Source organism: Streptococcus sp. 22.1 (assembly GCF_016648645.1).
Lineage (GTDB): Bacteria > Bacillota > Bacilli > Lactobacillales > Streptococcaceae > Streptococcus.
This window is the reverse complement of record NZ_JACLQK010000025.1, coordinates 22,415-34,456: the sequence shown is the minus strand read 5'-3', so window position 1 is coordinate 34,456 and position 12,042 is coordinate 22,415. Positions and strand designations below refer to the sequence as shown.

At 42.5% G+C, this 12,042-nt stretch carries 16 protein-coding genes; 3 read left to right on the top strand and 13 right to left on the bottom strand.

Annotated features, from left to right (window positions below):
• Positions 1 to 82: 82 nt before the first annotated feature.
• The 7 genes from H7U04_RS10305 to H7U04_RS10275 form a co-directional block, all read right to left on the bottom strand.
• Positions 83 to 523 carry a YtxH domain-containing protein gene (locus H7U04_RS10305; protein WP_104020827.1) on the bottom strand — a complete coding sequence of 147 codons (441 nt, stop codon included), beginning with the start codon at positions 521 to 523 and terminating at the stop codon, positions 83 to 85.
• Positions 524 to 535: 12 nt separating this feature from the next.
• Positions 536 to 934 (bottom strand): DUF948 domain-containing protein, encoded by a 399-nt coding sequence (locus H7U04_RS10300; RefSeq protein ID WP_014634205.1) that lies wholly within the window; start codon positions 932 to 934, stop codon positions 536 to 538.
• Positions 935 to 1,058: 124 nt separating this feature from the next.
• Entirely contained in the window at positions 1,059 to 1,850 is a 792-nt protein-coding gene (lgt, locus tag H7U04_RS10295; protein ID WP_048790722.1) for a prolipoprotein diacylglyceryl transferase, read from the bottom strand.
• Entirely contained in the window at positions 1,850 to 2,779 is a 930-nt protein-coding gene (hprK, locus tag H7U04_RS10290) for an HPr(Ser) kinase/phosphatase (protein WP_048790721.1), read from the bottom strand. Before hprK ends, lgt begins: the two co-directional genes overlap by 1 nt.
• A 126-nt stretch (positions 2,780 to 2,905) precedes the next feature.
• The gene (locus H7U04_RS10285; protein WP_002890561.1) at positions 2,906 to 3,169 is read right to left on the bottom strand and encodes a PspC domain-containing protein; all 264 of its coding nucleotides are present in this window, start codon (positions 3,167 to 3,169) and stop codon (positions 2,906 to 2,908) included.
• A gap of 65 nt (positions 3,170 to 3,234) precedes the next feature.
• The gene (locus H7U04_RS10280) at positions 3,235 to 3,675 is read right to left on the bottom strand and encodes a SprT family protein (protein WP_002890560.1); all 441 of its coding nucleotides are present in this window, start codon (positions 3,673 to 3,675) and stop codon (positions 3,235 to 3,237) included.
• Positions 3,662 to 5,794: a Tex family protein gene (locus H7U04_RS10275; RefSeq protein ID WP_073686242.1), complete on the bottom strand. Its 2,133-nt coding sequence runs from the start codon at positions 5,792 to 5,794 to the stop codon at positions 3,662 to 3,664. The genes H7U04_RS10280 and H7U04_RS10275 overlap by 14 nt, the downstream gene beginning before the upstream one ends.
• A gap of 280 nt (positions 5,795 to 6,074) precedes the next feature.
• Here H7U04_RS10275 and H7U04_RS11480 point away from each other — a divergent pair, with 280 nt between their 5' ends.
• Genes H7U04_RS11480 through H7U04_RS10265 form a run of 3 tightly spaced genes read left to right on the top strand, consistent with a single transcriptional unit; the run spans position 6,075 to position 7,929 of the window.
• Entirely contained in the window at positions 6,075 to 6,206 is a 132-nt protein-coding gene (locus H7U04_RS11480; RefSeq protein ID WP_002885949.1) for an SPJ_0845 family protein, read from the top strand.
• 5 nt (positions 6,207 to 6,211) lie between these two features.
• Positions 6,212 to 7,114 carry a permease gene (locus H7U04_RS10270; RefSeq protein WP_201043230.1) on the top strand — a complete coding sequence of 301 codons (903 nt, stop codon included), beginning with the start codon at positions 6,212 to 6,214 and terminating at the stop codon, positions 7,112 to 7,114.
• Positions 7,114 to 7,929, top strand: coding sequence for a TIGR03943 family putative permease subunit (locus H7U04_RS10265; protein ID WP_014634199.1), 816 nt, complete (start codon positions 7,114 to 7,116; stop codon positions 7,927 to 7,929). Before H7U04_RS10270 ends, H7U04_RS10265 begins: the two co-directional genes overlap by 1 nt.
• Positions 7,930 to 7,981: 52 nt before the next feature.
• Here H7U04_RS10265 and H7U04_RS10260 read toward each other — a convergent pair whose 3' ends face one another.
• The 6 genes from H7U04_RS10260 to H7U04_RS11465 all read right to left on the bottom strand — a co-directional run bounded on the left by H7U04_RS10260 (position 7,982) and on the right by H7U04_RS11465 (position 11,993).
• Positions 7,982 to 9,643 (bottom strand): SulP family inorganic anion transporter, encoded by a 1,662-nt coding sequence (locus tag H7U04_RS10260; protein ID WP_110980836.1) that lies wholly within the window; start codon positions 9,641 to 9,643, stop codon positions 7,982 to 7,984.
• A 239-nt stretch (positions 9,644 to 9,882) separates the two neighbouring features.
• Positions 9,883 to 10,497 carry a DUF2140 domain-containing protein gene (locus H7U04_RS10255; RefSeq protein WP_070574889.1) on the bottom strand — a complete coding sequence of 205 codons (615 nt, stop codon included), beginning with the start codon at positions 10,495 to 10,497 and terminating at the stop codon, positions 9,883 to 9,885.
• Positions 10,498 to 10,592: 95 nt separating this feature from the next.
• On the bottom strand, positions 10,593 to 10,805 hold the full coding sequence (locus H7U04_RS11475; protein ID WP_257056703.1) for a hypothetical protein: 213 nt from the start codon (positions 10,803 to 10,805) through the stop codon (positions 10,593 to 10,595).
• 138 nt (positions 10,806 to 10,943) lie between these two features.
• Positions 10,944 to 11,234 (bottom strand): hypothetical protein, encoded by a 291-nt coding sequence (locus H7U04_RS11470; RefSeq protein ID WP_257056704.1) that lies wholly within the window; start codon positions 11,232 to 11,234, stop codon positions 10,944 to 10,946.
• A 26-nt stretch (positions 11,235 to 11,260) separates the two neighbouring features.
• Positions 11,261 to 11,872 (bottom strand): CPBP family intramembrane glutamic endopeptidase, encoded by a 612-nt coding sequence (locus H7U04_RS10245; protein WP_110980837.1) that lies wholly within the window; start codon positions 11,870 to 11,872, stop codon positions 11,261 to 11,263.
• Complete coding sequence (locus tag H7U04_RS11465; RefSeq protein ID WP_257056705.1) at positions 11,853 to 11,993, bottom strand: hypothetical protein; 141 nt, start codon at positions 11,991 to 11,993, stop codon at positions 11,853 to 11,855. Before H7U04_RS11465 ends, H7U04_RS10245 begins: the two co-directional genes overlap by 20 nt.
• Positions 11,994 to 12,042: the final 49 nt, after the last annotated feature.

Genomic DNA, 12,042 nt, shown 5'->3' with positions numbered 1-12,042 from the left:
ACATAAAAAAAGAGAAGACCTATCAGGTCCTCTCTAGATGTTAGCTTTTCGTCACCCACTACAGTTGACAAGGAGCCCTTTTTTATTTTTCTTCTGCTGCTTCTTCAGAGATATCTTTAATATCAATGACGATATCATCAACAATAGCTTTTGTTTCTGCTTCAACATCCGCTTGTTCAGGAGTTACTTGAGCTGTTTTCTCCTTGATAAGTTCAAAGCTTTCTTTTGCAAAGTCAGCAACTTGAGCTGTTTTTTCTTGAACGGTTTTTGTCAAATCATCTGCAGTGATTTCACCATTTTCAAATTTTGTTTTGTAGTCTTGGAAAGTATCGACTGCCAAATCTTTGTAGTCGCTAGCTTTTTCCACCACTTGATTTTGATAAGCTTTAGGATCTTCTTTGAATGAAGCGATTTCTTCATCGATACGTGATTTAACAGCTTTACCTTTTTCAGTTGTAAAGAAGTAAGCTGCTGCAGCTCCAGAAGCTGCACCAATGATTAGGGTGTTTAAAAATTTACTCATGAAAAGACCTCCTTATTTTTTCTTGTCTTTTTTACTAAATAGTTTTGAAGCAACTTTACCGATAGCAAAGGCTGAACCCGCCTTACCGACACTTGCTCCTGCTGCACTTGCTTTAGCACCGAGGTAACGAGCTTCAGTATTCAAGTCAGAAACACTTTCTGAAAGCTCAGCTACTGCTACGAAAAGAGGATCGATTGTTTGAACTTTTTCATTAACATCTTCAACCAAGACGTTTGCCTTAGCCAAGATTTCATTTGTTTGATGAAGGGTTACATTAATGTCTGTACGAAGCACAGCAACTGTTTCTTCAACTTCTTTGACCACATGACGTGTACGAAGTAGGGTAGGGATCAATGCAACGAGGAACGCAGCAAGTGCGATTGCGATAATAAGAAATGCAATTTCTGCCATAGTTTAGGACTCCTTTGACCTTTTTAAAAGGTTACTACAAGAAAACTGAAATAGATTCTTCAGTTTCCAGTAACCTTTGTTATGATAATTTTCATTATATTATAACAAAGTCTGAGCGGTATGACTAGTTTTTCATTTTATAATCTGCCTCTGGACGTTGCTTTCGCAAATATAGTAAGATAGCACCCAAGATGATAATGGCGATGCTGACCCATTGAGAAACACGCAAGCCAGCAAACATGAGACTATCGGTACGCATACCTTCAATGACAAAACGTCCAAGACCATACCAGATAAGGTAAAATGAGGTCACATCTCCTTGACGTAGTTTCTTATAAAAGCGTCTTAGTCCTAGGATAGTGATAAATCCGACTAAGTTCCAAAGACTTTCATAAAGAAAGGTCGGTACACGATAACTCCCATCAATGAACATCTGCTGGCGAATAAATTCTGGGACATAATTCAGATGACTAACTGCTCTTCCGTAAGCCTCTTGGTTAACAAAATTTCCCCAGCGACCGATACTCTGAGCAATCATAACGCCAGGTGATGCAATATCAAGAAAATCCAAGACAGCAATGGCATGACGTTTCGAAAACCAATAGAGGACAGCTGCACCTGCAATCAAGCCACCATAAATGGCAATTCCGCCATTCCAAATCGCAACAATTTCTGAAAGATTCTGACTGTAGTAAGACCACTGGAAGATCACATAGTAGAGCCTTGCACCAACAATGGCTATAGGAAAGGCAAGAAGAATAAAATCTAGGATGTTTTCAGGGTCAATTCCCTTTTCGGGAGCCCAACGCTGAGCCAGATAAACGGCTAGTAAAAGACCAGATACAATACAGATGGCATACCAATGAATACTGATTGGACCAAGTCTTAGGGCAATTGGATCAATGGTAGCTAACATCAGTCTTCACCATTCTTACTAATGAGGTTGGTCAAACGGTCCTCAAAGGTTTTGGTTGCATCAAATCCCATTTGCTTAGCACGATAGTTCATTGCTGCAGCTTCGATAACGACTGAAACGTTACGTCCTGTCTTAACAGGAATGCGGATACGTGGAATCTTAACGCCCTGCAATTCAATTTCTTCATTGCCATTTCCAAGACGGTCAAAGATCTTGCCATTTTCAAAATTATCAAGATAAATAGCCAACTGAACTTGAGAGGAATTACGGACAGCACTAGCTCCGTAAAGGCTCATAACGTCAATGATCCCAACCCCACGAATTTCAAGAAGATGGCGGAGGATTTCCGCGGGCTCACCCCAGAGAGTCTCCTCATCCTTAGCATAAACATCCACACGGTCGTCAGCGACAAGACGGTGACCACGTTTCACCAACTCAAGCCCTGTCTCACTCTTACCGATGCCAGAGTCTCCTTGAATAAGAACTCCCATCCCGTAGATATCTACCAAAACACCATGGACACTAGTTCGTTCAGCTAATTGCGAGTTAAGATACCAAGACATGTCACCTGAAAGCGACGATGTGCCGTTTCGTCCTTGAAGAACTGCTACACCATTTTCCTTAGCAGCTCGAAGCATCTCTTCCGGAATCTCAAGACCACGCGCCACGATAACAGCTGGAGTTTCCGCTTTAAACATATTCGCAAAAACAGAATAACGGTTGTAATCAGTCATGGTTTTAAGGTAGGACCACTCCTTCATCCCAACCAACTGAAGTCGTTCAGGTGAATAATAGTCAAAATACCCCGTCATTTCTAAACCAGGACGAGAGATATCAGCTGTTGTTATCGCTTTTGCCAAAAGCTCCTTATTTCCATAGACAACCTTGAGTTTAAGCCTATCAACCAGCATTTTAACAGTTACTATCATGTTATTTCCTCCGATTATTTACTAGTTTCATTGTATCATAAAAAGGTTTTCAATGCGGTTCTCAAAGCAAAAAAGACCTATGACTAGCACTAAGGCCAATCATAGATCTTTTCTATTATAATTTACTCACCAATTCCACTCGTCTTCGACAGGTTCAGCGTTTTTACGTTTACGTCCATCCTTGAGTTTGATTTCGGGATAAATATCTTCTTTGTAAGGAAGGAGAAAGGCTAAAACCAAGTATAGAAAGATTCCAAACTGCGTTGAAACCATTAGAATAACAGCCAAGATACGAGCCAAAGCTAGGTCCCAACCAAACTTATCTGCCAAACCTGCAACAACACCGGCGACGAGTCTATTTTTTCGTGTTTTATAAAAACGATTTGACATGGTCTTCTTCTCCCATCATTTCTTTGATTTAATTATATGATTTTTTTAAATTAAAAAAATCAGCCCTAGGACTGATTTAGAAAAATGAGCTTGCCTCGACACAGACCGCATCCAAACTTCTGTGTATTGACACGGCGTTTGCGACGGTAGATATGACCACAAGATTGGCACTGATAGAGGTAGTACTTCTCCTTTTGACCTTGCATCTTTGGAGCGTATCTAAGGCCTTCAACCTTGGCTAGTAAGTCCTTAAAATCTCTATCAACATGCTTGTAGCCCTTACCTTGAAAATAAAGGTGATAATGACAAAGCTCGTGGCGGACGATTTTTCGAAAGGTCTCAAGACCATGTTCCTCATAGAGTTTTGGATTGAAATCTAAGTGTCCATCCTTGGGAAAGAACCGCCCTCCAGTGGTCCGGAGACGCTTGTTCCACAAGGCTTGATGCTTAAATTCCCAGCCAAAATCTTCTATAGAAACAGTCTTAACATAATCAGTTAGATTCACGTGGATTCACCAAGGAGAGGTTGAGTTTTTCATGCTCCAAATCAACTTTTGATACCCACACGGTAACCAAATCCCCAACAGAAACGACCTGACTTGGGTGGTTAACGAAGCTCTTACTCATCTCAGAGATATGGATAAGTCCATCCTCATGGACACCGATATCCACAAAGGCACCAAAGTCCACAACATTTCGGACTGTCCCTTCAAGTTTTTGTCCGACTGACAAGTCTTTGAGTTCAAGAACATCCTGACGAAGTACTGGTGCTTCAAAATCATCACGGAGGTCACGACCTGGTTTCAAAAGGTCAGCGATGATATCTTTAAGGGTTTCCTGTCCAAGCACTAGCTCTTCTGCTGTTTCTTTAAGATTAAGAGCCTTCAATTTCTCTTTGGCAGAGTCGTCCAAATCTGTGATATCCAACTGCTTGAAGAGGTCTTTTACCGCTGGGTAAGACTCTGGGTGGACCCCTGTATTATCCAAGATATTCTTGGCATTTGGGATACGGAGGAAACCAGCTGCTTGTTCGAAAGCCTTGGCACCGAGACGTGGGACCTTTTTGATTTCAGCACGTGATGCAATCTCACCATTTTCCTCACGGTAGGCAACGATATTTTCAGAGATGGTCTTGTTGAGTCCTGACACGTGTGACAAGAGGGTACTACTTGCCGTATTGACATTGACACCGACTTGGTTAACCACGGTATCAACGACGAAATCAAGATTTTCAGACAGTTTCTTCTGACTAACATCATGCTGGTATTGGCCTACTCCGATTGATTTAGGGTCAATCTTAACCAACTCGGCCAATGGGTCTTGGAGACGACGGGCAATAGAAATGGCAGAGCGTTTTTCGACCGTCAAATCTGGAAACTCATGGCGGGCCAACTCTGATGCAGAGTAGACAGAGGCACCACTTTCATTGACAATGACATAAGAAGTTTCTGGGAAATCCTTGAGGACTTCTGCCACAAAAGCTTCACTTTCACGGCTTGCTGTTCCATTACCGATCGCAATAATCTCAATGGCATACTTTTTGATGAGGTCAGCCAAGTCTTTTTTAGCCTGTGCGATTTTAGCCTGACTTGCTGGAGCTACTGGATAGATCACTTGCGTTGTAATGAGCTTACCAGTTTGGTCAACCACGGCCAACTTAGCCCCTGTACGAAAGGCTGGGTCAAAACCAAGTACCATCTTGCCTTTAAGTGGCGATACTAGAAGGAGGTTTCGAAGATTTTGAGAGAAAAGTTGAATAGCACCATCTTCTGCTGCTTCAGTCAATTCGCTTCGGATACGACGCTCCATAGCTGGAATGATTTTCTTCTTGAGAGATTGATTGATAACTTCCTCGATATAGTCATTTTTTTGTTTGAAACGAGCACTGTAGAAACGGTGCATTTTCTCAAGATTGTGCTTAAAACTTACCTTAATAACGCCTAGTTTCTCACCACGGTTAAGGGCTAACGTACGGTAACCTTGAAGTTTAGACACCTTATCCTCAAAATCATAGTAAATCTTGAAAGTTTCTTTTTCATCCAGCGATTGATCCTTGAGGGTTGAAGTGATGTCACTGTTGTTCCAGATTTCGTTGTAGGTCCAAGAGCGCAAGCTATTGTCCTCAGAAAAGGCCTCAATCAAAATGTCCACAGCACCCGCAAGAGCCTTGTCAGCTGTTGGAAAGGCTTCAGATGTCAGCTTTTCAGCTTCAGCCTTGAGGTTGGGGCTATTTTGCAAGATAAGACGAGCCAATGGGAAAAGACCTGCTTCACGGGCAATAGTCGCTTTGGTGCGACGTTTTTCCTTATAGGGGAGGTAGAGTTCTTCCACATCCGCCAACTTTTCAGCCGCTTCAATGGCTGCCTTGAGTTGATCAGTCAATTTGCCCTGTGCCTCAATCTTGGCCAGAACTGTTTCCTTGCGGTCTTGAAGAGCCGTCAAGGACTTATCCATATCAATGATAGCCTTGATTTGCGTTTCATCAAGATTGCCTGTTTTTTCCTTACGGTAACGGGCAATGAAAGGAATGGTATTGCCTTCTGCGGTCAATTCCAAAACTGTTTCAACTTGTTGTTTTTTTAGGCCCAATTCCTGAGCCAATGTCTCTAGATTACGATTTTCCATAGGTTCTATTATACCACGATAGGAGATTTGCTTGGGTAGAAAACCTTGTAGCTGAAGCGAGAATTTTTAAGCAAGAGGTAGTATAATAGAAAGGTAAACCTATTGTTAGGGGCTATTTCTAACAGAAATGACGCCCTTAGTATCTTTTTGCAACTGAACTCGGGCCATTTCTTTCGGAAAATAGATGCATCTTCCTAGAAGCAGAGCTTCTTCGTCTGATGCCCTAATTTTCTCTTAGAAATGACGCCCTTGGTATCTTATTTAAACTCGGAGGCTTTTTATGGCGGTTATTCAGAAAAAAACAAATGAACTTGAAAGCATGATGGCATCTTTTGCGGCTATCCCTGATTTTGAGAAGGCGGGAACTGATCCTAAGAAGGACAAACGTCTTCAAGAAGATAAGAAGAAATAATAGTTATGGCTATTTTTCATCAACTACCAGATAGCGTTTTGCAGCTTCTGGCAGTTTTTCTATCTATTATTATCGAAGCCCTGCCCTTCGTTTTACTAGGAAGCATCTTGTCTGGCTTTATCGAAATCTTCGTGACTCCTGAAAAGGTCCAAAACTTCCTGCCGAAAAACAAGGTCCTGGCTATTCTCTTTGGAACTCTAATTGGTTTTATTTTCCCTTCTTGTGAGTGTGGGATTGTTCCCATTATCACGCGCTTTTTAGAGAAAAAAGTGCCTAGCTACACGGCTATTCCTTTCATGGCAACAGCTCCTATCATTAATCCAGTCGTTCTCTTTGCGACCTATACGGCCTTTGGGAACTCTTGGTACTACGTAATTTTACGTTTCCTCGGGGCTTTCTTGATTGCCATAATTTTGGGAATCTTGCTGGGCTTTGTGGTGGATGACCAGATTCTCAAGGATAATCGTAAGGTCAGTCATGTGCACGACTATAGTGGTTTGTCAGCTGGTAAGAAAGTTTTTCAAGCCTTGGTTCATGCGGTAGATGAATTTTTCGACACTGGGCGTTACCTGATTTTCGGGAGCCTGGTGGCCGCAGGGATGCAGACCTACCTACCTACCCGTATTCTTACGACAATCGGGCACAATTCGGTGACAGCCATCCTCATCATGATGCTTTTGGCCTTTATCCTCTCGCTTTGTTCAGAGGCGGATGCCTTTATCGGGGCTTCCTTGCTCTCTAGTTTTGGAGTGGCACCAACAGTGGCCTTTCTAATCATCGGTCCTATGGTTGATATCAAGAACCTAATCATGATGAAACACCAGTTTAAGACGCGCTTTGTTGGTCTCTTCGTAGGAACCGCAAGTCTGGTGACAATCATTTACTGTCTGGTATTGGGGGTGATTTAATGTTACGTTTTCTCATCTTATCTGGGTATTTTGAGCTGGTCATGTACTTGCAAGTTTCTGGCAAGCTCAACCAGTATATTAATATCCACTACTCCTACTTGGCCTACATTTCCATGGTGCTTTCCTTTATCCTCGCTGTGGTTCAACTCATTGTTTGGATGAAGCAGATGAAGGTTCACTCGCATTTGTCAGGTCGAGTAGCCAAGGTAGCCAGCATCGTTCTCTTGGCCTTTCCAGTCCTTACGGGGCTCTTGGTGCCAACAGTAACCTTGGATGCCAATACCGTATCAGCTAAGGGGTATCATTTTCCACTGGCGGCAGGGAGCGATCCTAACCAGGCCGACCAAGAGGGAACGACTATCCAGTACTTGAAGCCAGACACCAGCTCCTACTTCACCTCCTCTGCTTATGAGAAGGAGATGACCAAGGAGCTAGCCAAGTACAAGGGACGTGAGACCATCCAGATTACCACGGAAAATTACATGGAAGTTATGGAGCTCATCTACCTCTATCCTAACGATTTTGTGGGCAAGAAGGTCACCTATACCGGCTTTGTTTACAATGACCCACAGACCAAGGGTTATCAGTTCATCTTCCGTTTCGGTATTATCCACTGTATCGCCGATTCAGGTGTTTACGGACTGGCGACGAGAGGAAGTGACCAAACCTTCAAGGATAATACCTGGGTAAAAGTCACTGGTACCATCACTGTGGATTATTATCAAAATCTTAAACAGAGCCTTCCTATCCTCAATTTGACTGAGGTTAAAGAGGTCGGACAGCCTGACAATCCCTATGTTTATCGCGTATTTTAAAAAGCCAAGTTCAGTTGAACTGGCTTTTTCTTCTTGTTCTAAATAGATGTGTCTAGGCTTCTTGTGCTAGTGTTGCTGCTTTTTCAAGAGCTTGGTCGGTTGACTCACAGATATGGTCTGCTCCGATAGTCTGGATGAAGCCTGATTTTTCAAGCACTCGGTAGGGTTGAGCATTGACGTGAGAGAGAAGCAAGGTCATGCCACGTTTTTGACAAATGGCCAGGGTTTCTTCAAGGGCATCTAGACCTGAGATATCCATGGCTGGAACGTTTCGCATGCGTAAGATGAGAACATTCTTAGTTTCATCATTGATTACATTCAAGAAGTTATTGGCTGCACCAAAGAAGAGGGCACCAAAGACTTCATAGACGACAGTGTTTTTTGGGACTTGTTTCAAGTCGCTGTCCTCAGACAATATAGGATCTTCTAGATTCCCCTTGTCCACCCACTGACGAATTTGAGCCACGTCTGACATGCGTTTGAGGAAGAGGAAGGCTGCTAGGACCATACCGAATTCGATGGCAACCACTAGGTCAAAGAAAACGGTTAAGATAAAGGTTACGATAAGGACTGCTACGTCACTCTTAGGAGCACGTTGAATCATACGAACGACAGTACGCCAACCGCTCATGTTATAACCGACAATCATTAGGATTGAGGCCAAACAGGTCATAGGAATCAATGAGGCATAAGGCATGAGAAAGAGTAAAATCAGAAGCAAGGTAAGAGCATGAACCATCCCCGCTACTGGTGTCCGTCCTCCATTTTTGACATTGGCTGCGGTACGGGCGATGGCACCAGTTGCAGGAATCCCGCCAAAGAGGGCTGACATGATATTCCCAACACCTTGGCCAATCAATTCAGCATTAGAGCGATGATTACCACCAATCATCCCGTCTGAAACAACGCAAGAAAGTAGGGATTCAATGGCTGCTAGTATGGCAATGGTGAAGGCTGGCGACATCATTTGACGAATCAAAGAAAATGATAGGTCAGGAACTGTGAAACTTGGAAGTCCTGCTTTGATGGTGTAAAGATCACCGATGGTTTTGACTGGGAGATGACCAAAAGCTACGATGGCTGTGGTCACAATAATTGCAACCAAAGACCCCGGAATTTTCTGAGAAAGGCGTGGCCAAAAGATTTGAATGACTAGGGCCAAGATACCAATTGCAAGTGTAGCCCAGCTAATACTTGAAAGATGCTTCCCATAAGCTAGAAGTTTTTCTAAGAACTCAGCTGGCACGGACTTCATCTCAAGGCCCAGGAAATCTTTAACCTGTCCAGCCACAATCCCAACAGCTATCCCCAAGGTAAAACCAAGTGTGATGGTTTTGGGAATGAACTTGATCAGGTCACCAAAACGCAGGAGCCCCATGATAATAAGCATGAGTCCCGCCATGAGCGTGGCAAGGGTCAAACCAGCCATACCATACTGGGCGATGATGCCATAGATGATAACAACGAATGCTGCAGTCGGTCCACCAATCTGAACCCGACTACCTCCTAAAAAGGAAATAAAAAAGCCTGCAACAACTGCTGTGTAAAGACCTTGTTCGGGATTGACACCAGAGGCAATGGCAAGGGCAATCGACAATGGCAGGGCAATGATAGCCACGATGACTCCTGCAATCAGGTCCTTGATGAACTGGCCCTTAGAATAATTCCTGATGGTGGTGAAAAATTTGGGTGTGATATATTTTAAAGCGTCCATTTTTTCCTCCTAACTACTATCCTAAAACTCTTTAACTCAGTGAAATAACTCTTTTTCAATGAGTATCAGACGCTTATCAATTTTACAATCTTATGATAGCATAGGAAAAGCTCATTTTCTAGGGGATTGAGGGATTTAAAGCTATTATTTCAAGAATTTTTTAACTTTCTTAGTTTAGAAGTGAAGGTATCAAAAAACAAGTCCAGACTATGGACTTGTTTTGAAAGATTCATTATAGATTACCAACTTGTTGGCAAGGAAATCGGAATGTTAAGTTTCACCTTCATCTTGCTATTAGTCACAGAGGCTTGCTCAATTTCATAGCCGATTTCTGGAAGCTTGAGCTGAATTTGGTCGTTAACCATGCGAACACCACTGCTGGACTGGGCAATGCTCTTCTTGAGGTAAGGCAGAACCAGTGATTTTGGAACTGGAAGGCGACCCAGGTGGGCACCTGCCAAATCTAGTAGGATGACTTCCTTGTTAGTGCTGACCGTAAAATCAAGGCTAAATGTTGATCCGATAGGCCCAAGAGATACGGGAACCTTAGCTGTTAGATAGGAATCATTCAACTCTACGCTACTGTTTTGCAAGGTCTCGTCATTAGAATCAGCCATGCTTGCTTTTAGGATTTGACGAAACTGATTACTGTCAAGATTAATCTCAGTTGAAACCCCGCCTGATGAAAGGGACGCCCCACCAATACCAGCCTGGGCTAAATCAGCAAGGGATGTTTGTGTTGATACATTTTTTAATTGGTCCTGACTATCGATCTTGTCCGGAATAAGTAGAGCCGCCACTGCAAAAAAGAGCACAATGACGAGGACAAGGAGTCGTTTAAACCATTTCCACATAGGGATACCTCATTTCAATTTTTCACTTTTGACGTCTATTGTACTGTAATCAAGGGAAAAAAGCGAGTAAGAACTGGAAATTCTCTCATATTTTCTTAATGCAGGAGATATGGCTCCAGAACTTCAAAGACTTTTAAGTAAGCTTTGGCATAAAGGTGGACGCCGTCATAGGTGTGCTCAGCCTTCTGCTCTTTTCTATCATCAACCAAATCAGCATTACAATTAATGAAGTGGCAGCCATAGGTTTTGGCAATTTCCTCAAGAGCCTGGTTGCAACGGTCAAGATTTTCAGGAGTCCGCAGTTTCATCCACTGGATAGATGCCGGTGTCTGCCAAGGCAGATGTAGATTGGCTGGGTAAAAAGCCATCAGTTAAATCTTGGTATGGGGCAAAATAGCAAGTGTTTGCTCCAGAATTTGGCTGATATTTGCCGTCATATGTTGGAACTACTGATCTCCATAAGGCTCCTCGGTCATGTCATTGGTACCGATATTGATGAAAACCTTACTCGGTTGCAGATCCAAAAGTAGAGGATGGATATGCTGGAGAAATTCATCCGTATTCAAACCACTGATGCCCCGATTGTAGATGATATCGTCGATACCTCTACTCCTAGCGATTTCACAAATGGGAAAAAGCTCCATGAGAGAGGAGCCCGTGAAAAGCGTTTCCCCCTTGATAGCAACCTCATTTAGGTACTGATAGTTTTTAAGTTTGATATCTTTTAATTCATCCATGTTAACTTTCTTCTATATAATTTTATCTAAATGAGGGAGAAGGCAAAGAGCAACCCTACAACCGTATTGGCCAAGGCGTGGATAAAGACACTTGGAAGAATGGAGCCATTTGCTTTCTTCTCATTGATAGCACCCAAAACGAAAGCTATGAGGCTAATAAAGGCAAAAATAGCAAAAGCCTTAAGGTAACCAGTTAGTTGAATAAACATATACCCATGGATGAGACCAAATAAGAGAGACTGAACCAGATTTGCTCCTAGAAATCCTAGTTTTCCTTGCATCCTTTTTAATAGAAAACCTCTAAAGAAGATTTCTTCTGGCAAGGCAGTCCCTAAGATAGCGTAGGCTAGAATAGCAGGAAGAGCTCCAATTCCCTTTCCAGAAAAATCTGCTGTGACCGTTTTGCTAGAGTCGAACCAAGCGAAGACGATAATTGAAAAAAGAAGAAAAAGTAGGGAAAAACCCAAAATGGACAGTAGTAATTGCCTCTTCTTCTGACTCTCAACTTTCTTCAACCCAATCCAATCAAAGAAACTAACCTTTTTCCTGCTCCAAATTAACCAAGTGATAAAAGGAATGACAGAGACTATGAGCAGTTCCATAATACCGCTCATCAGTTTAGACATAAATAGGGTCATGAGTTTGTCCTCCTCTTTTAGTCAAAAAATAGCTTTGACATTTTAAAAGCGTTTCCCCCTTGATAGCAACCTCATTTAGGTACTGATAATTTTTAAGTTTGATATCTTTTAATTCATCCATGTTAACATTCTTCTATATTTATCTAAATAAGGGACAAGAAAGCTCATTC